General features: G+C 33.6%; 17 protein-coding genes and 1 pseudogene. 7 read left to right on the forward strand and 11 right to left on the reverse strand.

Annotated elements, in window-relative coordinates:
• Nucleotides 1–531: 531 nt before the first annotated feature.
• The 3 genes from xth (at nt 532) to FFR48_RS01560 (ending at nt 2,211) form a co-directional block, all read left to right on the forward strand.
• Complete coding sequence (gene xth, locus FFR48_RS01550; RefSeq protein ID WP_096572370.1) at nt 532–1,314, forward strand: exodeoxyribonuclease III; 783 nt, start codon at nt 532–534, stop codon at nt 1,312–1,314.
• A gap of 136 nt (nt 1,315–1,450) precedes the next feature.
• Nucleotides 1,451–1,813, forward strand: a complete 363-nt coding sequence (locus tag FFR48_RS01555) for a hypothetical protein (RefSeq protein WP_137666133.1) — start codon at nt 1,451–1,453, stop codon at nt 1,811–1,813.
• Nucleotides 1,810–2,211 carry an HNH endonuclease gene (locus tag FFR48_RS01560; protein ID WP_137666134.1) on the forward strand — a complete coding sequence of 134 codons (402 nt, stop codon included), beginning with the start codon at nt 1,810–1,812 and terminating at the stop codon, nt 2,209–2,211. The genes FFR48_RS01555 and FFR48_RS01560 overlap by 4 nt, the downstream gene beginning before the upstream one ends.
• Before the next feature lie 55 nt (nt 2,212–2,266).
• On the opposite strand, the gene FFR48_RS01565 is transcribed toward FFR48_RS01560, so the two are convergent.
• Entirely contained in the window at nt 2,267–2,761 is a 495-nt protein-coding gene (locus FFR48_RS01565; protein ID WP_137666135.1) for a DUF29 domain-containing protein, read from the reverse strand.
• 139 nt (nt 2,762–2,900) lie between these two features.
• On the opposite strand from FFR48_RS01565, the pseudogene FFR48_RS01570 reads away from it, so the two are divergent.
• Nucleotides 2,901–3,752, forward strand: a pseudogene (locus FFR48_RS01570) (SDR family oxidoreductase).
• Between the two features lie 169 nt (nt 3,753–3,921).
• Nucleotides 3,922–5,418, forward strand: coding sequence for a beta-barrel domain-containing protein (locus FFR48_RS01575; protein ID WP_096572894.1), 1,497 nt, complete (start codon nt 3,922–3,924; stop codon nt 5,416–5,418).
• A gap of 181 nt (nt 5,419–5,599) precedes the next feature.
• Here FFR48_RS01575 and FFR48_RS01580 read toward each other — a convergent pair whose 3' ends face one another.
• The 7 genes from FFR48_RS01580 to FFR48_RS01610 all read right to left on the reverse strand — a co-directional run bounded on the left by FFR48_RS01580 (nt 5,600) and on the right by FFR48_RS01610 (nt 16,738).
• Nucleotides 5,600–6,664, reverse strand: a complete 1,065-nt coding sequence (locus FFR48_RS01580) for a hypothetical protein (protein ID WP_236103971.1) — start codon at nt 6,662–6,664, stop codon at nt 5,600–5,602.
• Nucleotides 6,661–8,847: a hypothetical protein gene (locus FFR48_RS01585; protein ID WP_137666136.1), complete on the reverse strand. Its 2,187-nt coding sequence runs from the start codon at nt 8,845–8,847 to the stop codon at nt 6,661–6,663. Before FFR48_RS01585 ends, FFR48_RS01580 begins: the two co-directional genes overlap by 4 nt.
• Nucleotides 8,848–9,066: 219 nt before the next feature.
• Nucleotides 9,067–10,494 (reverse strand): DUF1241 domain-containing protein, encoded by a 1,428-nt coding sequence (locus tag FFR48_RS01590; RefSeq protein ID WP_137666137.1) that lies wholly within the window; start codon nt 10,492–10,494, stop codon nt 9,067–9,069.
• 19 nt (nt 10,495–10,513) lie between these two features.
• Nucleotides 10,514–11,353 carry a hypothetical protein gene (locus FFR48_RS01595; protein WP_096572365.1) on the reverse strand — a complete coding sequence of 280 codons (840 nt, stop codon included), beginning with the start codon at nt 11,351–11,353 and terminating at the stop codon, nt 10,514–10,516.
• A gap of 72 nt (nt 11,354–11,425) precedes the next feature.
• Entirely contained in the window at nt 11,426–14,698 is a 3,273-nt protein-coding gene (locus FFR48_RS01600) for a cell division protein FtsA (protein WP_137666138.1), read from the reverse strand.
• A gap of 63 nt (nt 14,699–14,761) precedes the next feature.
• Complete coding sequence (locus FFR48_RS01605; protein WP_096572363.1) at nt 14,762–16,264, reverse strand: FtsZ/tubulin family protein; 1,503 nt, start codon at nt 16,262–16,264, stop codon at nt 14,762–14,764.
• 3 nt (nt 16,265–16,267) lie between these two features.
• A complete protein-coding gene (locus FFR48_RS01610; protein WP_096572362.1) occupies nt 16,268–16,738 on the reverse strand; it encodes a hypothetical protein in 471 nt (156 codons plus the stop codon).
• 190 nt (nt 16,739–16,928) lie between these two features.
• Between FFR48_RS01610 and FFR48_RS01615 the strand changes: the two genes are divergently transcribed.
• Nucleotides 16,929–18,347 carry a hypothetical protein gene (locus FFR48_RS01615; protein WP_137666139.1) on the forward strand — a complete coding sequence of 473 codons (1,419 nt, stop codon included), beginning with the start codon at nt 16,929–16,931 and terminating at the stop codon, nt 18,345–18,347.
• Nucleotides 18,348–18,643: 296 nt separating this feature from the next.
• On the opposite strand, the gene FFR48_RS01620 is transcribed toward FFR48_RS01615, so the two are convergent.
• From FFR48_RS01620 to FFR48_RS01630, 3 genes are all read right to left on the reverse strand, one after another.
• Nucleotides 18,644–20,101, reverse strand: coding sequence for a S8 family peptidase (locus FFR48_RS01620; protein ID WP_137666140.1), 1,458 nt, complete (start codon nt 20,099–20,101; stop codon nt 18,644–18,646).
• Between the two features lie 337 nt (nt 20,102–20,438).
• The gene (locus FFR48_RS01625) at nt 20,439–21,911 is read right to left on the reverse strand and encodes a pentapeptide repeat-containing protein (protein ID WP_137666141.1); all 1,473 of its coding nucleotides are present in this window, start codon (nt 21,909–21,911) and stop codon (nt 20,439–20,441) included.
• A gap of 180 nt (nt 21,912–22,091) precedes the next feature.
• Nucleotides 22,092–22,628: a pentapeptide repeat-containing protein gene (locus FFR48_RS01630; protein WP_187038762.1), complete on the reverse strand. Its 537-nt coding sequence runs from the start codon at nt 22,626–22,628 to the stop codon at nt 22,092–22,094.
• A gap of 230 nt (nt 22,629–22,858) precedes the next feature.
• Here FFR48_RS01630 and FFR48_RS01635 point away from each other — a divergent pair, with 230 nt between their 5' ends.
• Nucleotides 22,859–24,028, forward strand: a complete 1,170-nt coding sequence (locus FFR48_RS01635; RefSeq protein ID WP_137666142.1) for an FAD-dependent oxidoreductase — start codon at nt 22,859–22,861, stop codon at nt 24,026–24,028.
• The last annotated feature ends 16 nt before the right edge of the window (nt 24,029–24,044 follow it).

Here is a 24,044-nt window from a genome sequence, read left to right on the forward strand (position 1 = left end):
AAATTGAGCTAATATGCTATATCTTGCGATTCTTGGTTTGGTCTACAAAGAGTGTCAACATCATATATATTGATTTATATTGATTTATTGATTTGACATCACCTGCTACCAATCCTGAAATTATTTTATGAGGTAAAAGCATTTATGCTTACTTTTCTTCCATTTAAGTTAACTTTTCTGACTGACTATTAGAAAAGCGTATTCTCGGTTAACTGTATTATCAACTCACTCACAAATGTAATATCACAGTCGTAGCAAGTGCTAACAATTAACGTCTTTATTAGTTTACAAGCAAGTACTTTATATTTTCATCTATCTGGGGGATCATAATCATTTATAATTTTCTGTAGCCTAACTTACAATTTTGCCTATTTTGTATTTGCGAATACGCATTTACAGCAGGGATCAATTACTTATAGCTTATTTTTAAGTGAATGGGAGGTTGAACAAAAAAATTCACAATCAAAAATGATTACAAAAAATTTACATATTCTATATTTCTTTATTTACTATCCTACTGATAAGTAACTCATGAAAATCGCTACTTGGAATGTCAATTCAATTCGGACTCGTTTAGAACAGGTGATCAACTGGTTAAGTGAAAATCCTGTTGATGTTTTGTGTTTGCAGGAAACGAAGGTTGTAGATCAGGATTTTCCCTTAAATTCTTTTGAAAACTTAGGTTATCATCTTTATATTTACGGACAGAAAGCTTATAACGGAGTGGCACTGATTAGCCGTCAACCTTTGGAAGATGTGAGTATGGGTTTCTGTTCAGTGTTAACAGATTTAGATCCAGTTTGGGATGAACAAAAGCGGGTAATTAGTGGTGTAATTGATGGAGTGAGAATTGTCAATCTTTATGTTCCTAATGGTTCATCGGTGGGAAGTGAAAAATATGAATATAAACTGCGTTGGTTAACAGTATTACGGAAATATTTGCAGCAATTACTATTATCAAATCCGGCTATTTCTATGTGTGGTGATTTTAATATTGCCTTGGAAGATATAGATATTAATGACAAAGTAAAAATAGAAAATCACATTATGGCATCTATCCCAGAACGCCAAGCTTTAAAAGATGTACTTGATTTGGGTTTTGCGGATGCTTTGAGAAAGTTTAATCAAGAGGGGGGAAATTATAGTTGGTGGGATTATCGGACGGCGGCTTTTAAAAGAAATTTAGGTTGGAGAATAGACCATCATTATTTAACACCTGTGCTTTATGAACGCGCTCAAAGTTGTATTATTGATATTGCACCCAGGAAGTTAGAAAAACCTAGTGATCATACGCCGGTGGTGGTGGAATTTTAGAGGATAGCAAGTAAAGCGATTGCCTACGGCAGTGCGCTCCGCGCAATCGCACTTTATCAAGCTAAAAAATAGAAAGCGATCGCCTGTTTTCAGTAGAGCTTATAATTAATAAACAACAGATACCCAAATCAGCATTATGACTACAGTTGCTATTTTGCCCATATCAAATGCCAGTGGTGAAGTGTGTTATCGTGCCATCGCTGGTGATAAACAATGTGTTGGCAAAACCGCAGGTCAAGCTTTAGATGCTTTGACTACGCAGTTAGGTAAAGTTGAATTTCGTGCCATATTAGTTATTGATAACTTTCATCCTGACCAATTCTTCACTAGCGAGCAACAACAACGTTTATCAGAGCTAATGAATATGTGGAGAACAGCAAGAGATCAAGGACAGATACTTTCCCCAGAAATACAAATGGAGTTAGATAATCTTGTTAATCTTGAACTCAATGCTGCTACAGCCAGAACAGCATATTTAGCACAACGATCAAGTCAATGAACCCATTTTATAATCTGGTGGCAAATCGCGCCATTCATCGTTGTGAATATTGTCATGCACCCGAATTAGTATTTAATTTTCCCTTTGAGGTTGAACATATAGTTCCTATTTCTCGTGGTGGTGCTAATGTTGAATTTAATCTCGCCCTTGCTTGTCGTTCTTGTAATCTGCGTAAAGGAACACGTACTAGTGAAATAGATCCTGAATCTAATATGGAAGTTCGTCTTTTTAATCCCAGAGAAGACAGATGGGAAGATCATTTTCAAGTTAATTCTCAAACTGGTTTGATTATAGGTATAACGCCTATCGGACGAGCAACTGTAAAAACTTTAGAACTAAATAGTCAATCACAAGTGATAGCAAGGCAATTATGGATTCGGTTAGGCTTATTTCCGTAAAATGAAGACTACACAAAATATCACTAATAAGACTATTAAAAATGTTTAACGATTCTCACTCATTGACTAACTCACTAGCTTCACCAGGATAAAAACCATCATCTAAAATTTCCGTCAAACTATAAGGACAAGTAGCAGAAAAATTGCTACGAGGTAAATCAGTTTCTTTAACAGCTAATTCCACACCTTTCAAATAAGCTTTACCAAGTGCCTCCTCAAGATAGGATTTTAAACTCGGATTTTCCTCAAGTAATTCAATAGTATCTAAGCGTTGAATGCGAAGGGTTGCTAACCAACTACGACTGCGGCGTTGTGGTTGAAACTGCCATTTTAATAAATGTCCTATTAAAATACTTAAACGATTTCGCAGTTCTTGACGTTGCTGTTTCCCCAAGGATTCAACTTCCTCAATTAAATTTTGCCAATCAATTTTATGCCATTGATGGTTGCGGAGTAAATCAGCTTGTTCCTGTGTCCAAGCATAAAAGTCACTAACATAGAGACTGGATACAGGTATTTTCAGCTTTGGGTTTGTTTCTGGTATTTGCATCAGTTTTACTAAATCCCAACTAATCCCAACATTATTATTTTAAACAAAAATTGTAAAATTTCGGATTTTAGGAATTTGCTGATTTGAAAATAGTGATTAAACTTAACTACATAAAGCCCCATACTCAAATCCAAAAGTTATGATTCTAGTAACTGGAGCAACGGGAGATATTGGCCGCCGCATGGTGCGGTTATTACGTCAACAACAGAAGTCGGTAAGGTCTTTTGTTTGTCTTACGTCTCATTAGAGCGAGTTATAACACCGGGTTTCTGATATATTTATTGGTGATTTGCGGAGAGAACAGGATATCAAAAAAGCCTGTCAAGGTGTGAAATATATCTACCCATTCCGGGTAATACTGGTCAAAGTAGCTTGAGGATATTTGTCCATAAAATTACTAACTGTTGAGCATTTTGTCTTGATATCCGTTTTAGGTGCTGAAAGAGGATATGAAGACGCTCCCATTTTCAAAACTAAACGCACAGTAGAAAAATATCTGCAAAGTAGTGGCTTAAATTACACTATTTTACGCCCATCTGGTTTAGCATCAAACCTGCTACCTTTGGCGGAACGGTTTAGAGAAACTGATTTATATTTGCTCATCGGTGATCCCAAAAATCGCACATCTATTATTAGTACCGATGACTTAGCCAAAATAGTCGTAGATTCTTTAACCGTTGCTGAGGCTCGTAATCAAATTTTACTATTAGGAGGACCTAAAATTTTATTGCGTGAGGACATTCCCAAAATTTTTAGTCGCATCTTTAACAAACAACCAATCATCATTAATGTTCCTTTATTTGCGGTTGATGGTTTACGGGGAGTATTAGGTTTATTTGACGCTTCAACACAAACAGGTTTAGGAACTTTTCGCACTTTATTAGCTAATGAATTTTACTGTACATCGGAAGAAATTGCCAATTTAGAAAGGATTTATAACTTGCAATTGGAAACTTTAGAAAACTTTTTGGGGCGTTATTTAGCAATTTAATTTTGGTGATTGGTGACTGGGGAAGAAAATTTTAGATTTTAGATTTTAGATTGGAATTGACAAAAACAATCCAAAATCCAAAATCCAAAATTGTATTACCAATTACCAATTACCAATTACCAATTACCAATTAACCATTACCAATTACCAATTACCAATTACCAAATATATGAAATATTCCCTATCTGCAAATCCTGTTCAAGCACGTCAAACAAAAGAAAATTTTGCTAAACCAGAGGAACAATTATCCTATGAATTGGGTAAAGCTGTACAGGAATTACCACCACTTTATACAAGATTATTAGCGGGAACTATTAGTGTTATTGTCTTTGGTACTATTTCCTGGGCGCATTTTTCAGAAATTGATGAAGTAGCGACAGCACCGGGAGAATTAATTGCTTCTACTCAAGTGAGACCGGTGACATCTTTAGGTAATGGATCTATTGTAGCGGTGAAAGTTAATGAGGGCGATCGCGTAACTAAAGATCAAATATTAATTGAACGTGACCCTAATTTACAACAAACCGATGTTAACAGATTAGCGAAATCAAGTAAATTAATTGAAGAAGATTTACAAAGATTACAAGCTGAAAGAACTGGGGGAAATACTGCGGGAACAAAATTACAAGATGAGTTATTAAATTCCCGGTTATTAGATTATAAAGCTAGACAAGCAGCAGCAGAAGCAGAAGCAGAACGCCAACTTTCAATTATCAAACAAGCGAAAATTAGATTAACTCGGTTAGAAGAAAATTTAGCTAATGCTAAAACCAGTGTGATTAATGCTCAAACTAATTTAGTGAATGCAGAAAATATCCGTGCTAAACTAGAAGAAAGTTTAAAAATTGCCCAACAACGAGAAGAAAATTTGAGAACCTTATTAAATCCTGGTGCTGTTCCCAGAGTTGATTATTTAGAAGCCCAGGAAAGATTAAATCGAGCAAATACTGATATTATTAGAGCCACGAATGAAGTAACTAATGCCAAAAATAGAGTTACAGAAACACAGGATAAAGTAGCATCTTTAGGAAAAGATATTGCTGCTCAAAAACAAGAAATTAACCAAGCTGAACAAGCTTATCAAGCAGCCAAAAATCAAGGTTTAAGATTAGCATCAGAAAGAAAAAGTGAAATTTTAACGCAAATAAATAGACGTAAAGAAGAATTAGCCAATGTTGCAGGACAATTAGAACAAGCGAAACAAGAAAAAGATGGAGAAACAATTAAAGCACCAGTAGCGGGAACAATTTATAAAGTCAAAGCTACCAAAGGACCTGTACAGTCTGGGGAAGAATTGCTGTCAATTTTACCCGAAGGGGAAGAAATGCTGTTAGAGGTAAAAGTTTTAAACCGGGATATTGGTTTTATTCGTCAGGGAATGAAAGCAAAGGTGAAATTAGCCACTTTTCCCTTTCAAGAATTTGGTGTAGTTGATGGGGAAGTTTTACAAATTAGTCCGAATGCGGTGGTTGATGAAAAATTAGGTTTGGTTTTTCCGACGAGAATTAAGTTAAGTAAGCATTCCGTGACTGTGCGGGGTAAAGAGGTGGAATTCACGCCGGGGATGGTGGCAAATGCGGAGATTGTGACGCGGAAGAAGTCGATTTTAACCTTTATTGTTGAGCCAATTACCCGCAGATTTAGTGAGGCTTTTTCTGTGAGGTAATTATTATTAAATATTTGCAAAATCTTGTGGGGTGGGCATACTTCGACATAGTTCGACTCCGCACTTCGACTTACTTCGACTGCGCTCAGTACAGGTCGCTCAGTACAAGCTCACTAACCGCTCAGTACAAGTCTTGCCCGCCCTTTTTATAGTTAATGAATACTCATCAAATTCAACATCCTCAATTATCCTGTTTATTTTCCAAATATTCTAACCGCACCTTAATTAAATCTATTTGTAGATAAACATAATCTCTAAGAACTGCAATTTTTCCTATTTGAGTTTCTAAGTTGTTGCGTTCTTCCTGCATTTTTTCTAACATTGATTTAAAATTATCCAATTGTTCATAAATAGCATCTTTTGATATATTTTGAATTTGTGATTTTGAAATTTTATCAAATTCGCTTTTTAATTCCAATTTCAATTCATTTAATTGTTTATTGATTTTCAGGATTTCTAGGTTAGTATTTGCCTGATTATCTTTAATTTCTGGTATGTTTATTTCTGCGTTTAATTGTGATGGTAAATTTTTATTTACCTCTTGTAACTGCTGCAAGTGTAATTTTAATTCATCTAGTTCATTGTTGATTTTTTCAAGTTCTAAATTATTTTTTTCTAAATTATTTTTAACTTGATTTTGTTGCTCATCTATATCTAAATATGATCTAAATGAAACACCAGAAATATCATTAGTAAATTCTAAAATTCCCTTTTCTAATAACTTCCATTCCTTACCACTAGGTAAACTGGATACTCTAGCAGGTTTAATTAATAGAAAATGAGTATCTACTGTGGGAGTAATACCACGAAAATCAAATAATTTTTCTACAGTTTTTAGTTTATGAATATGCAATTTAATGTTAATGCTAGGTAAGAGAAAGATATTATTTTGATTAGATACTATTATCCAATATTTACCATTTTCATCTTTTTCTAATAAAACAGGTTGATTTTGGTTATCTTCTCGATAACTTTTAGCTGTTAATTCGGCAATAATTGAGTTTTTTAATAAAACTTTGGGAACGTTATTATAAACTTCTATTAATTCTAATTCAGATATATTTAGGGGTGTGATTTTTTCCGTTGTAAAAGCACTTGTGACGATAACTGAACCAGTTTGGACTTTTTCAGTAAGTGTAGATAGGTAATTTTCTATATTAGTGATTCGCGGTGTCAGGTTTTGTTCAATAATTTGCTCTAGTTGTTTAATTCTACGAATTAAATCATCTTGAAAATTGGATGTCATAGATTATCTATCTCCTTATATAATACTCTAACTAATGCTTTTAATTCTACAATAAAATGTGGTTCTGGTTGGATATTTTCAATATCACCTTTTTGAGAATTTAAAAGGTTTCTTAGTTCTCTTTCTGTAGCTCTCCATAATTTTTGATTATATTCATACTCTGGTTTATTAAAGTTATAACCTTCTATTGCTTTAATATCTTCAATTCTTAAATCATCTAAACTATCATGGAAAGTATCAAAAAATAGCTGTAACTGAGTTAAATTAGTAATCTCATATTTATCAATAGTGTTTAAATTTATATCTAATTCTTGTAATTTTTGATCTTGCAAAACTAAACCACAAGCAACTTCATCTTGAGGGTTTTGACTCATGCGTGTAATTTCTTCTGTGTCAGGAAAACCAGAACTTATACTCATCATGCGACTGAGTAAAGAATTAATTTCTGAATTTCTATCAAATTCTCCACCTTCTGACAACCAATTTAAAAGACGTGAACCAATTCCACCAATATAAACAGGAGTAATTTCTTTAAGAGTGTATTTACCCTCGTGGTGTAAAACAGCAAGAATTTGACCAATATAAAAATACAACCCAGATAAACCAATAGACATTAATGTTATCAGTTTTTGAAATTCAGGATGATTTATAAATAACTCTCTTTTTCGTTCTAACCAGTTTGCAGACTCTAATCTTAACCAAATATCTAACTGGTCATAAAAAGCATATTCTGGAAATTTTATCCAGTTGTCAGGTTCAATATTAAATATTTTCAAAATCTGAGGGTTAGTTTTTATTATCTGAGAGAATAAGTCTATTTTACCAAAATTTAGAGAACATTGATAAATAAGTTGATTATCTTGCCAGATAGATATATTAGAATTTACATTACCAATATCAATACAAGTGGTATTTACTAAATCATAATCTTCATATTCAGTAAAATATTGAGCAAATGCTAAACTTTGTGATCGAAAATATTGAATATCATTAATATTGGGGCAAAGATGTTTAACACCTGTTTTAGATTGTAAATTATTGGTTATATCTTGCCACATTTGAGCATATTTATATTTACCTTTACGGGAAAATTGAGGAGGATAGGAAATACACCATTCAATTGTTTTAACTTTGTTGTTAACAGCATTTGCAGTCAGGTGTAATATGAGGTGTTTAAGAAATAACCGAATATATCTAAGATTTTTAGTTGAGCATTGTAAATCTTTTTTAACCCAGCTTTCTTGTTGTGAATATCTATTCCGAACAGGAATATAAACTCTACCATCAAAAATTGGACGTTCTTGATTTATGTCTGCACTTCCCCTAGTAGTTAGTACGGTAGACATGGGAAATGGTTTATCTACTGGAATAAAACTTTCAGGAATGAAGTATTCAAATAAAACTGGAAACCTAGTATCTATAGAAACATCTGTAACTTTATGATGTAGATTATCTGATTTGAAAGATTCAACAATTTTATCATCTTTATTAACATAAACGCTAGTATAATCACTTCTAAAATCTATACCTATTTTCCAGGAATATGCAAGCTCTATTTTCTTTTGTGTTGGTAGTAAAATAATACCAATTGTATGTTCTTGAATATTTTTACATTCAATAAATTTAGGAAATTGAGTACATCTAACTATTTTATAACTACCTCGACCTTCTTGAAATTGCTTAATTTCCTCTACATTAGGAAAACAAACCTGAAAAGTTTCTTCTCCATATTCAGCATCATAACAAAAACCGTAATATTCTTTCCATCCCTCTGCTTGAAAATTAGGCCATACTTCTAAAACTGGAACTTCAGGAATAAGATTTTCTGCTTGAATTGTATAATCTTTAAACAAAGGAGTTTCACTATTTGGTAAATCTAAAATTAGTCTTACCTGTGATAAATCATCTTCATCAATCAATTCAAATTTAAGCTGTTTAGTTAATTCTTCTGGAGTAAAATAATCTAGTAGAATTGGATTAAGCGGTAAAAGAGGAGTAATCTGATGATTTGCAAATACTAAATATTGCGTACCTTGAGGAAGTAAAGCACCTGGTAAAATACTCTCTTGTTCGATAAATACGAGCTTGTTTAAAAATAAATCCTTGGTTGTCAGTTGAAGTTCTTTGAGCTTAGTTAATAAGCTGTCAGTTTTCATTTTTAAATCATGTAAATTATTATTCATATTCATCTACATCTACTCAAATTCAATAATTCCTTTCTCCGTCAATTGCCAGGTTTGTAAATTACCTATCATTACCACTTTAGCAGGTTTGAGTAATTAAAACCTAATTGTAACCTTACTTCCTTTAATTTGAAACAACACTCTAAACATTCCTGTTCTGAAAAATCTACTTTTTCAAGATTATTAGCTGGCATATAATTTAATTGATTCTTTTAGTTATTAAAATTGTAATTTTCCAGGTTCTACTAATTGCCAATGTTGTCCAATAGATGATACTGTTGCTGGTTTTAACAATGTAAAGCTACTGGAAGAACTGGGATGATATCCTATACATTCAAAACAGCTTGATATTGTTTCATAATTATACTCATTAATTTTAATATTGCCTTTGGGTACAAGATATTCATAATTTCCTTCTCGAACTATCCAGTAATTACCTAACTGATTTTTTTCTAGAATAGGTGCAACTTTTTTTCCAATACGACGCTGTTCTACTGTGTGATCACTTTCTGCAACAGTGATTGCATTTGCAGATAAAGAACGAGGTTTACTATTATATACTGTAAGTATTTTGGTTTCGTGATTAGATAGAGATGTCTGAGATTGATAAATATTTTCCGTTTGGGATTTAAGTGGATGTACTACTCTATTAACTGGTGTATTAATTGGTTGATTATTCGTAAATGTGTAATTTGATAAACTGGGACTTTGGGGATTTTGATAACCTCTTTCTATGGTTTTTAACCTTTCATCTAAATTATCAAAATGCCGTTTAATCTGTGTAAATTCTCCTTCAATGTAATTTACAATTCTTTTTGGTTGAGTTATATTATTTGATGAATGATTTTGTTTTGTTTCCAATATGTTCAACTTATAAAATAACCAAGCAATTAATCCCCCAAAGATAATAAAACTCATAATATTTACACTGACAGTCAAATTTAGAAGTTTATAAATCCTGTCAAGTTCAGATTTAGGTATCAGAATTTTATCTTGATTAGCAGGATTGTGATTTTCTGACACGATCTGTTGATAGTTACTTACAATCCCATTATTATCCGATAATTGTTGATTTTTTGTTAGTTGTTTAATTACATCAAATTGTTTGTTTAATATTTCATTTTTTTTATTCAAAAAATTTTGTAACTGTATCTGTGTTTTTTTCCTAAAATTACCATTAGGTGCAATATTTTGAGTTTCTTGGAGTTTAATAATTTGTTGGACTTGAGTAACATCAGCATCACTAAAACCCTTTTCTAATGGTTTGATGGCGTTCTCTATATCACTAATTGTCTTGTTTATATCTGCGAGGTTTTTTATTTTGTCTGGATTATTAATTTTTGTGAGAGCATTTTTCAATTGAACTATTTTTTTATTTGAATCGGTAAAATCTAATTCTTTTCTTTCTAAGTTACCATCTATAACTTTCTGGAGATTAGCATTTAACTGAATTATTGATTTATTTAATTCGGTATGTGCGGATAAAATCGAATTAAAGTCATCCACGTTCTGTAAAATTACAGGAGATGGGTTAGCTTGAACTTTAACATTATTATTTTCTGATTTTAATGGAGGACGTTGACACCCCACCATCAGAGAGATGAGTAAAGAAACTGAGATATATTTGATATGATTTGTTTTTAGCATAATATTCACATATTGTTTATTAAAATTGTAAGATACCTGGGTCAATTAATTGCCATTCATATTGATTTTTAACAGTTACTTTACCTGGTTTTACCAATACAAAATTTTCAGATTTACCTGATTGATAACCGCGACAGTCAAAAGTTGAGAGTAATGTCTCTTGGCTATATTCATTAATCTTAAATTTTCTTTGAGGAACTATATATGAACAATCATCTATATTGATTATCCAATAATTACCTTGACGATTACGTTGAAAAATTGTTGCTTCTTTACTGCCTCCCCAACGCTTAGTTTGACTTTCTTCCGGCTCAGATACTTTAATTATCCATTCCGGGAAATCCTGGAAATCGAAATCCGGATTCTTATAAGAATTTACTAATTGCTGTTCGTGCAATGTCAGAATTGTAGAATAATCTGTATAATTATCTGCGATGCTCTTAGTTTCTTCATCATCAGTTTTTGTTTCATCTAAATTTTCACCATTGTCATGATTAATATATTCCTCTTCTTTATTTATTAAATTCTCTTGATTTTCCATCTGAAATTTATTATTTTGTGCCTGAGAATAATCATTAATTATCTTAATAATGGCTTCAACAACTAAGGGGTGTTGAAAATGATTTAGTAGTTCTTGTATTTTATTATCGGCTAGATTATTATATGTATTTTCTGAAATATTAGTATTTTCATATTTTTCTAATCTTTCTTGTAGAGATTGATTCTCTTTTTTCAGATTTAAATTTTCTTTTTTCAATTCAGAAACTATGAATATAAGGAAATAACTTATAGCTTCTTCTCTATTATGATCACCGTATTCAGTTTTACAAACAGGACATATATTAGAATTAGCTTCCATTTTTCACCTCTGTATACTTGATAATTGAAAGAAAACAATCAGGGCGAAAATATCGCCCATATTTAAACCGCTTTATTTACCAGACCATTCCCTAGCTAAAACTTTCAGTAAAGCCTTTAAGCCCAGGATAAAAGGAGGTTCTTCACCTATACTTTCAACATCACCTTTAATGGAATTTAAAGAATTTCTCAACTCCTTAACTGTAGCTTTCCACAACTTTTGATTGTATTCCGGATCGGGATCATCTGGATATTCTTTTTCAAATTCATAACCTTCTAGTGGTTTAATTCCATCAATTCCTAAATCATCTAGACTAGCATGAAAAGCATCCAGAAACAATCTTAACTGATTTAGTTCAGGAATTTGATATTTAGAAATGGTTTTAGCCTTAAATTCTAAACGATCTTGCCAACTATAGGTTTCATTATCTATTTCACAACCTTCACCAGCAATTACATGATCTTTTTCCTTTTTATTTAAACCTTTGAGCTTTTTATCTTTTAACACTAAACCACAAGCAGCTTCATCTTTGGGGTTTTGACTTAGGCGTGTGGGTTCTTCTGTATCTGTAAAACCAGAAGCTACACTCATCATGCGACTAAGTAAAGCATTTATTTCTGAATTTTTGTCAAATTCTCCACGTTCAGCTAACCAATGTAATAAACGTGAACCATTACCACCAATATAGACTGGAGTGATTTCATCAACAGTGTATTTACCCTCTTGATATAAAACAGATAGAATCTGACCAACATAAAAGTACAAGCCAGATATACCTATTGCCATTAACCGTAATAAACCTTGAAATTCTTTATTTTCTTCCAAAGTATCCCGTTTTTTATCTAACCATTTATCAGCTTCTAGACGCATCCAAACATCCAGTTTGGCATTGAAAGCAACTCCTTTCAATCTCGTCCATTCATCGGGGTTAATATCTAATTTTTTGAGAAAATTAGGATTTATTTCGATGAACTGAGAAAATAAATCACGTCCTGCTAATTCCACAGAACATTGATGAACTAGCTTATCATCTTGCCAAATAGAAATATCTGATGTACCACCACCCATATCAATACAGGTAGAGTTAACTAAATTACAATCTTCATACTCAGCAAAATATTGGGCTACAGCTAAACTTTCAGTACGGAAATAAGTTGCATCATCCTTACCAGGGCTGTTGTGTTTAATACCTGTTTTGGCTTCTATTTCTTTAGTTATTTTCTGCCAGGTTTTGGCATAGTTCTGTTCTTGTTTAGGTGAAAAAGCTGATGGAAAAGATAAAGACCATTGAATTTTTTGTACACCATTTTTAGCGGCTATAGCACTAATATGTAATGCTAAATGTTTAAGGAATAGTTGGTTATTGCCTAAATTCTCAGTTTCCCATTTGAGATTAGTTTTGATCCAGGTTTCTTGGGGTGAAAAGCGATTTCGTGCGGGAATATATAAACGACCATCAAAAATTGGACTTAATTGGTCTGTTTTTGTGTTTCTTTCTCCTTTTGTTGTTAAGACTGTAGACATCGGAAAGGGTTTCTCTACAGGAATAAAACTCTCAGGAATGAAGTATTCAAACAAAACTGGAAATCTGGTTTCTACTAACACATAAGTAATTTTACGATGCAGTATTTCTAAGTTCAATCTTTCTGTTACTTTATCGTTTTTATTAACATAGATGTTAGTAAAGGAAGTACCAAAATCAACACCAACTACCCATTCACCAGTTAGTGGAACTTCTTCTGGACTTGCTAACAGAATTAAACCAATTGTATTGGTATAAATGTCTTTACATTCAATAAAGGATGGAAATTCATCTAATTGTACTGTTTGATAAGATCCTTTACGTTCTTTGAAAGAATGAACTTCTTTCGCACCGGGAAAACTAACCTGAAAAGTCTCCTCCCCATACTCAGCATCATAGTAAAATCCATAATATTCCTGCCAACCCTTAGCCCGAAAATCAGGCCACACCTCTAACACCGGAACTTCATAAATAATATTCTCCTCTAACAAAGGATAGTCCTTAGTTAAAAGAAAAATTTGCTGAACTTTTCCACCTTTCACACCAGAAAGAGGTAACGTTAAACTTACCCGTACTTGTGAACCACCTGCACCATTATTAATCAATTGTAATTTAATTTTCTTAGTTAAATCCTCCGGGGTGAAATAATTTAATAAAATCGGATTCACAGGAATTAAAGGTGTAATATTCCGATTCTTAAAAACTAAAGATTGTGTACCTTCAGGTAGTAAAGCACCTGGTAAAATTCCCTCTTGATCAATAAATTTTAACTCTGGTAAAAATAAATCTTTCGATTCTAAACAAACTACTTTTCTACTTTTATTCCATATTCCAATATCTTCAGGACGAAAAGCAGCTAAGGTTTTACCTTCGTGAATAGATATATTTTGTGGTGGTTCATTCCAAGCAGTAGCAATATCAGGATCAATAATTAACAATTGCGGAACATTCGGTTTCATCAAACTGGGAATCACCCTAACATTAGATTCTTTCACCTCTACCTTAACAGGTAAATTCAGCGCGGTTAACGCCCCTCGGTTAATTTCAACTTCAAAATATGTGGGGTTATTACTAAATTGAAAGTTCGGTGTAGTTGTCACACCCAAACTATTAATAAACCCATTAACTAAACCAAAAATTCTATCAATGGCTTTACTATCACCGTTATATCTTCTGATTTCTTTGCGGAGGTTATCTAACCAAAACGCTAACTGTTCTTTTTCTGTTTGGTTAAGATAATTATGAGGTGATTTTAACTGTAATGTATTTGCATCCCACCAAGGTATACTATCCCATTTTCCCTGTTCTGAAGGTACAACTAAGGTACTAGGTGAAGTCATCCCCACAGGTTGATCATTACAGGTAAAAAGATATAAATCTTCCCAAGGATGTTTGTTATTATTAAATGTATAAAGAGTATTAACAGGATCAGGTAAAAGCTCATATAAAGAACGAGCAAAAACATGATTACTTTTCTTTGTTTCCAGTTCTAAAAGTTGGGATTTAATGGGAAAATTGCGGACTTCTGCTAATGCTAAAACCGCTAACATTCCTTGCCATTGAGTAATCATTTGTTCTCGAATTGGGTAAGCATCATTATGTAATGCCATTTCCATTGATAAAGCTCGCGCCCAAACTGTGGGAACAGAACTCACGCTGGTTACTGCTCCCGGTGCTTTGTAATCTAAACTAGAAGCGACATCATTAAAAGCTTTTGGTGCTTGAGTATCCCAAATTCCAGGATTACCCGATGTGACATCACAATCATTTTTCAGTTTTGGCAACAACAAAGCAGATTGATTATTAGTATATGCACTAGTCATGATCTAATTTTCCTCATCAACAAATTTATTTCTACAAAAAGTTTTTTCTACAGAAATTTCTGCCTACAAACGACAGACAATATATAAAGCCTTAGCCAGTCCAAATATTCCTATTTTGGGTAAGTTGCTTATAGCTTCAGGATTTAATCGTCTTTTCAAGTCTTGTACTGTATCCCTAGATTTTTGGTTTTTATCTCGACTGTCCCCAATGATTAAATCTGATAAATAATCAGGTTTCATGGGACTATTAGCGAAATGTTTGGCATTGAATAATTGAATATTTTCGTCAGCACATTGATGAATTTGTGATAACCAGCGTAAATAATCTTGACACCAAATACTAATTATTTCTAATGCATTTTGTTGTTCAGGATCATTAAAATCAACTGATTTTTGTTGATTATTGCCAAAAACAGCTTTATCTGGAAAGAATCTAGTAAACCAAAATCCTTGAGGACTTTTTTGAAATTGTTTAATTCCAATGCTCTTACATTCTGCTAACAGTGGGGCAATATCAGCTAACCACGCAAAGACAAACCGAGTGGCATTTACTAATTCAGCAGTGACTAATTTTTGTTCAGGAATATCTCGCCAAGTGATATTTTTTAAATTCTCCCGGTTCATTAACACTACACTTTTTTGCTGGGGAGTTGTGTTTAATAAAAATTGTCTGGCGGCTAATGCTGCATACATTTCCAGAAAATGCGGATCATTACGTTGGGTGTTTTTGCCCACACTGAAAACTTTAACTGGAGATAAGTTCTGATTACCCAATAAATAGACAGTATCAAAAGTTTCTTGTGCCTGACCACCATAATAACGCAGGGCGGCTTCTGTATTTAATAAAAACTGATCAGACCGAGCATAAACTGTTTCTGAATTGTCTGCCGAACTCGGATTAAATCCAAAATAAGGTAAAACAAATAAACAACCAATATCTACTTTACTTCTGATTCTCAGGTTTTCTAACTTATTATGAATTAATCGCCCAATTGTCGGCAAGCCTGAAGCACCAGTACCGCCAAAAATTGACCCACATAAAAATACCTTTGGTCGTTTTCCCGCCCCTGTATCTGTTTGCAGTTGGTTCAGGAGTTGACCCCATGAATCATAATCTAAAGCATCAAGTTTGACTTGACTCATTACCGCCGCACCAATGGCAGGACGACCCCGAAAACCGACATCTAAATTAGCTTCTTTTTCTTCCGAAGTATAGAGAACATCAAATAAATTTCCTAATGCTGGTTCATCATCTTTGAGCAGGTTATATTCAAAAAATGAACTCAGATTTTTATTAACGCTGGTATTTGCAAAAGGCGACCATAAACCAAAGTCTCTGATTTCCGTTTTCATCCAAGGAAATTTATCAGCCAAAGTTAATTTATGGCAGTCTTGATAAATTTTCAGACTTTTTCGCGCTCGTTCTAAATTACCGTTATTTTCATCAGCATCAACAAATAATAAATTTAGGGGTTCTTCGTTAAAAAGTCCTATAGATGCTAATTGAATTATTGCTTCAATGCACTTAGCACCAGTTCCACCAATTCCAATTACATAAATTGACATTTGTTAATCTCCCATTAGTTTATGACGGATAAAAAAAGCTCCAGGGGGAATGTATTTGACGGTTTCAGGAGAACTGGTAGCGGTATTTAACCAATACAACCAGATAGCATCAAACAAGAAAAAACACATTAATGAAAATTGCGCTTCATCGCTGCGATTGATGTAAAAGACTGTAAAAGCAATGGTGAGTAAAGGTAGCAGTCCTAACAAAAACCAAATTAACAACCATTTACCCCGGCTACTACCGCCAGACTTACTCATTGCTCCCAACACACACCAAAAAATTGTGGAAAACAGACAAACACCGAACATAATCAGTGCAGCTGTGGTATAGTCAGCAGCAAGCCATGTATCCAAGGGGACTTTTTGAATGGGTATAATTTGATTTTCATATATGAGACGCTGCCCCAAAAACATCAGTACAGCACCGATCACAGTAAATATAATGATTCTGATAATCTCCCACGGATTCATTAGGCCTCCTTATAATTCCTACTGATCTAGAAGTTTGTTTTTTTGTTTAGATTTAACATTAGTAGTATTTGTTATACAATCATATTATTCTGAGAATGTCAACACAAGAAGCCGTAAAATTACTTAATAAGTATTAATTTTTGGCAACAAACCAACAAAATATTGATATTGAATAATGGAGAAAAATGACATGATGCGTATAAAATGGGCTTTTTTAGTATTAATTGCAGTTTTTTTAGTTGCTTGCAACAAAAAAGAAGAGTTAAGATGTGATATTCCCAGTGTTAATTCTGTCAATAATCAAACAGCTAGTAAGTCAGATAATCTGAATGTGGCTATTTATCTAGATGGCAGTGGTTCGATGTTAGGCTATGTCAAAGATGGGGAAACTAACTACACTAAAGCTTTAAAATCTCTCAGAACAGTATTTGAATTAACAGGGAAATTACCAGTTGAATATTATCGTATTGCTAATCCCATGCAGAAGATTACAAGTAGTGAATATTATAGTTTTGGGGCAACTTCTGTTTTTTATGATGGCAGTAACGCTAAATTTAAAGCAGTCTCTAGTCCCATAGATGCTGCTATTATTCCCTCAGTCAAAAACCAGCCAAAAATGACGGTAATAATTACCGATTTAGAACAAAATAGCGGTGATGTAACTAAATTAAATAAAAAAATCCAAGATATTTATTTTAATTCTGATAAAAAAGATTATGCTGTCGGTATTTGGGCTGTTAAAAGTGAATTTAATGGTAAGGTTTATATAGAGAAAAATAATCAACTTCAAACTTTTGATTATAATTCTGGTAAACAACCAGAAAAGCTCAGACCATTTTATGTTTTGTTCATTGGACCCTACCAGGATGTGAAATATTATTTTGGTGAATTACAAAAATATAACTCTAATCAATCATTAGCTAATAGCGATATTAGTAAGTTAATGATTTTCCATCCTGATCATATCATTGAGCAAGTATCTAAATTAGAAACACTACCAACAACACCTAAAGGTATAACAAGAACTCTATCTTTAGTTAAGGATGGAGTTGCAGCTAGTAAAGTTAATCAAGGTAACTATGAACTATTACAAATAGATTCTCGTCAACAAGATAGTTTAACAATTAATTATAGTGTGGACATAGCACCGTCGGAATATAGTTTATTTGTTGATCCTAATTCCTTGAAAGCACAAGTTAAAGCCGAAAAGTTTGATAAGTTCGCTAAAAATTTTACAGCAGTTGATGCTATTTCAGCAGTAAATAGTCCCATTGAATTTAAAGATTGGCAAATTATTCCTCAAGAAAATAAATTAAATTTTACTGCTGTCATCCAACCTCATAAATTCCCTGAACCTGGTATTTATAAACTACAATTTGATATTTTGACGGAAAACCTACAAATTCCTACTTGGTGGAAAGAATGGGATTGGCAAACTAGAAGCAATGAACAAGATGGTTCAAAAACGCATAATTTAGAAGAGTTTTTTATGGCTTTGAAAATTAGAACAGAAACTATGAAAGCTGAAAGAGCAAAAAATACTGACGATAAAAATCAAACTTCACAATGGTTAGTTGGTCGCTTGTGTTATGGAATTCAGAAAAATTAAATGGCAGTAGCGAAAATTGCTCAACCTTCGACAATATCATACTTTAGACATAAATAGATAAACTTAAATTCATGGTTTTAAAAACCATAGATTTGGGTTACATGAGGTACACACTTCTCCCCTTACCAAGGGGAGGGTGTGCGATAGCGCGGGTGGGGTAATTATTAGACATCTCCGAAAATTAAATATGCGTAACCTGAAACCCATTCGTAGGGACAATTCATGAATTGTCCCTACATCTTTTTCGGAGAGGTCTATTAAGGTTTAGACTAATGTGAGAAGTACAATAGGTAAAACTAAATATAGTCTAAACTCCAAATATCCATATTTTCTAGATTCATATCATAGTCCCGTAATTCCCATCTATCTTTGCTCTCACTGTAGTAATTAAGGGTTTCTAAATTGGGAGTTTTGGCATTATAATCACCAAACCGTAACCCTAAATCTTCATTACTAATAGATACAACAACCGACGGTAATTGAGTTGATTCTGATTGAAAAGGTAAGGGAAAACTACCACCAATATTGCCAATATCAGTAGGAAATTGAGAACCAATATCAATCATATCAATAGGAAAAAAAGAATCTAAAGGCGGAAAGAAAGAAGGTAGAGAAGGCGAAGGATTTGAAGGTTGTGGTTGTTGGGGATTTGTACTATTTTCCGCCGTACTGATGATAATTTCCCGCACTTGACTTTCTGTTAAATTCGGGTTAGCACTCAGCATCAAAGCTACTACACCAGCAACGTGGGGAGCGGCCATAGAAGTACCGCTATAACTAGCATATTTATTATCAGGAATTGTAGAATAAACCTCCTTACCTGGAGCAGTCACATATTTAATTTCTTGAGAACCAGAACGATTAGAAAAATCAGTGAGTTGATTATTTTGATCTACCGCCCCCACAGCAATACCTGACTTATCAGCATAACGAGCAGGATAAGATGGTGTAGCATCGCCATTATTACCTGCGGCCATCACCACAATTACACCTTTACTGCTCGCATATTCAATAGCTGATTTGAGAGTATTATTACCAGAATTTCCTCCTAAACTGAGGTTAATAACATTAGCACCATTATCTACAGCGTAACGGATACCATTAGCGATATTTGCATAAGAACCTGAGCCATTTTCATCTAAAACTTTAACTGCCATAATTTGAGAATTATAGGCAATTCCAGTTACACCAATACCGTTATTTTCGGCGGCAATAGTTCCCGAAACATGAGTTCCGTGTCCATTATTATCTAAAACATTATTGTTGTTACTATTAAAATTCCAACCTAAAACATCATCAACATAACCATTACCATCATCGTCTATTCCATTACCAGTAATTTCTTTGGTATTTGTCCAAATATTGTTTTTCAAATCTTCGTGATTATAGTCAATTCCTGTATCTAAAACCGCAACAATGACACCTTTTCCTGTATGTCCATTTTGCCAAGCTGTGGGAGCATTTACCATGTCTGCACCCCAATTATTTCTACCCAATTTTGGAGCATCTGGATAGGGGGTTACACCAACTGCTTTACTCACTGCTTTTCCTGCATTGACTAAACCATAACCATTTTGAGAGTTATAGCTGTTTGCAGTCACATGAGACTGAATATTTGCATCTTTTGGTAAGCTACTACGATTACTCCAACTTAAACTATTGTCAATGGGAGTTGCAAAAGCATCACCTGAGTAAACAGGTGTAATGTTGATTTCCTGACGGGAGGAAAAAGAGTTAGTATTATTCAACGTCATCAGACTTTTATCCTTAAAATAATAATCTTTTTTTCGCAGTCTGAATTTTTCCAACTTTATTTTTCAAACTTTGTCAGATAAAAGTTTGAAACAACGTTAAAACTTACAGTTATTCCCCTTGGTTAAAAAATACTATGAATCCTCTCAGATAAAAAGCTAATTTGATTACGAATTCATGGTTTTAAAATCAAGCTTTGCTCACAAAAAATAAGTCATAATTTAATAACTTAAAACTAGATAAATATGATGAATTAATAACAATAAATATAAAAATCATCAACAGGTAGAATGCACCGAAAGTAGCAAAAAAGACAGTTTTAGATAATTAATTAGAGAATTAAACAGATTCTCGCCAATTAGCTGGCGCTTCGATATAATCAGGAAGGCGAGTAGTGCGATCGCCCACTGCGTTAATGATCTGTTCAGATTTCAGGTTTTTAGCACCATTTAAAATCGCCCCAGTCAGTTTAACATCATCAAGTTGAGCGCCTAATAAATTAGCACCGATGAGATTAGCTTCAGAAAGATTAGCTTCATCAAGTATTGCTTGAGAAAGATTAGCACCCATCAAATTAGCCTGATTTAAATCGGCTTCTGTTAAACTAGCTGCACTAAGGTTAGCAAAATAAATATCTGTTTGCTGTAATTTTGCAGCATTCAAATTTGCACCTTGTAAATTTGCACCATTAAGATTTGCACCATTAAGATTTGCAGCAATTAACCCTGCTAAACGTAAATTAGTTTTCCCTAATTTCGCACCTTGCAAATTAGCTAAAAATAACTTAGCACCTGATAAATTAGCAGCCTTGAGATTAGCTTGTTGCAAATTAGCTTTATACAAGTTGGCAGATTGCAAATTAACTGAACGCAAACTTGCACCAAACAAATTAGCGGAACTCAAGTTGACTCCATATAAATTGGCAAGATTGAGATTAGAACGACTCAAATTAGCTCCCCGCAAACTAGCCTTAAATAAGTTAGCTTGATAAAGAATAGAACCGATGAGTTTAGCACCATCCAAAACCGCCTCACTTAAATCCGCATTTCGCAAATCTGCACCACACACATCAGATCCCCGTAAGTCTACCCCTTGGAGTTTAGCTCCTGCTAAATCAACTCGTCTGATATCGGTATTACGTAAATCTAATTTTTGATTTTCTCGATCATGTTGAAAATTGCGTCTCCCGATCACAGTCAAAGCTGCTTGAATATCAGTACGCAGTTTCCAAGATTCTAATGGTAGAGAATAATTTGCTTGCTGTTGTCGGCGTATCCGATCACGATTGTTTCCGAAATCAATAGTCATGAAATCTTCTGGTTTTTGTACTTTCCTCTCTAGTTGTATGGGTGCATTTTCGCGGACAAACGCAGTGAGAACTTGCATAATTGTCCAATGTTCTTGGGGAAAATCTTGGGCAATTCTTTCTAAAGCATAAATAGCTCCTGTGCGCGTTTCTACCTTGTCATGTCCTAACTGGGAAATACTGCCAATAAAACGTTCTGCAATCAGTCTTTCTTGAAGAAGTTTGGTATTTTCAAGACTAATTGCTAGATTTTTCTCAGATGTAATTGCATTTTTTTCTATTGCTTGAGTTCTTTTGGCTGCATAATAAACATTAACTATGACAGCTACACCCAGAAAAACTATAGCAATAGTAGTTAATGCTTGATTTTTTTGAGATATTTGCTGTTGAAGTGATAACTTGTCAATATTAGTAGATGCGAAGACAATCAGTATCAATGACAGAAGCACAATAACGATGATAGTGATCAACCAATGCAATGTTGCATCTGTCTTTTTAGCAGACATACTAGAAAGATGCTTCACAATAATGAGTTATTACGGAGATGATAGAAGAAAACAGTATAGCATTTAGCCGCAATTTTTAGATATGTAAAATTTTATTTCACACAAAAAAAGGTAAAGATTTTTTCCTTACCCTTTCCTTTTTACCCCTTAAAACAGAAGTTTTCGCGTATATATGGTCTATTAAATAGTAAACTTCGCTTCTCGTAGATTTGCTCCCTCCAGGATAGCATCATCCAAAATTGCATCTTTTAAACTCGCTAAATATAAATTAGCTCGATGTAAGTTAGCATTAGTAAGATTTGCACCAGCTAGATTTGCTGCACTGAGAATAGCACCCTCTAGGTTAGCACCAACCAGATTTGCTTGTGATAAATTAACTTGATAAAGGTTAGTGTGTGCTAAGTTTATACCTTGTAAGTTTAGTCCCCTTAAATCTGTGTAACTTAAATCAATCTGCTCATTTTCTGGGTCTTGTTTTACGTCTCTTTTACCAATTACAATCATAGCTGATTGAATCAGTATCCGTTTGTCTACCAAGGAATCGCTAATTACTTCTTCTGGGGGTAGATTAGCTGTTTTCTCTCTGACAAAATTAGTCAGCATATCCATAATTATCCAGTGAAATTGTGGATTATCTTGCGCCAAACGTTCCAATTCATTAATTGCAGATAAACTGGTTTCTATTGTATTATTCTCCAGTCGTTGTAGAAGTTTCATTAAATAATCTTGATGAGAGTTATCGCTTTGATTATTCTTTACCTCCTTCTGAATTGCCAGCATCCAATGGATGATTTTTCTTACCAAAATACATAAAAATAATCTTGAGTTACTGGGATATTTAAAAAAATTGGCTATGAGTGGATTATTCCTCACCAACCGATGGGAATCATGATTATATTGATATTGAATCCCTGATGAAATTTATTGCAGTTTATTGCAGTTTCCAGATGCAGCAAAATTCTCAACCAAGCCTAAAAAACCTAAAAAACCTAGTTTTGATAGGTGGTGGCCATAGTCATGCCATTGTTTTGAAACTTTTTGGTAATCAACCTGTGGCTGGAGTAAATTTGACTTTAATTACTTCAGATCAATATACACCCTACTCTGGGATGTTACCAGGACATATTGCCGGATTTTACAATTATTCTCACTGTCATATTGACTTGCCAAATTTAAGCAAATTTGCTAATGCTCAGTTATATCTTGATCAAGTAGTTGGTTTGGATTTAGAAAGTAATCAGGTTTTTTGTGCTAACGGAACTGTGGTAAATTTTGATATTCTATCTCTTGATATTGGCAGCACTCCCGCTAAATTGTCTGTATCAGGTGCGGCAGAATATACAATTGCTGCTAAACCAGTTAAACAATTTTTAGAACATTGGTATAAATTACAAAATATGGTTTCTGAAAATCCTCAAAAACAGTTAAGTATTGGTGTGGTTGGTGGTGGTGCTGGAGGTGTAGAATTAGCGTTATCAATGTTGGCAGGTTTACAGAAATTAGGAATAGAAAATTTAACAGTACATTTATTTCAGCGTACTGGGGAATTAATGCCAAATCATCACCCATCTGTACGGGGAATTATGCGGGATGTTGTAATTAATAAAGGTGTAAAATTACATTTAGGTGAAAATGTCTGTGAAGTTGCACCTACAAGAGATAATCAATTAGAAATTACATCGGAATCTGGGTTAAAATTAAAATGTAATCAAGTATTTTGGGTAACACAAGCCTCAGCAGCAAATTGGGTCAAAGATTCAGGAATTGCTACGGATGAAAAAGGGTTTATTTTAGTAAATGATCATTTGCAATCTATTAGTCATCCACAGATTTTTGCAGCAGGTGATATTGCCACAATGATTAATTATCACCTACCAAAAGCAGGTGTATTTGCGGTGCGTCAAGGTAAACCACTGTATGAAAATTTGCGAAGATTGATTTTAAATAAATCGCTAAAACCCTACAAACCACAAAAAGAGTATTTAAGTTTAATTGGTACTGGTGATGGGCGTGCCTTAGCTACAAGAGGAAATTTCACCTTACCACCTCATCACTTATTGTGGCACTGGAAAGACTGTATAGATCGGCGTTTTATGGCACAATTTCGCCATGATTGAAAATTGAAAATAGTGA

Origin of the sequence: Sphaerospermopsis reniformis (assembly GCF_005402885.1) — a bacterium.
GTDB classification, from domain to species: Bacteria; Cyanobacteriota; Cyanobacteriia; order Cyanobacteriales; family Nostocaceae; genus Sphaerospermopsis; species Sphaerospermopsis kisseleviana.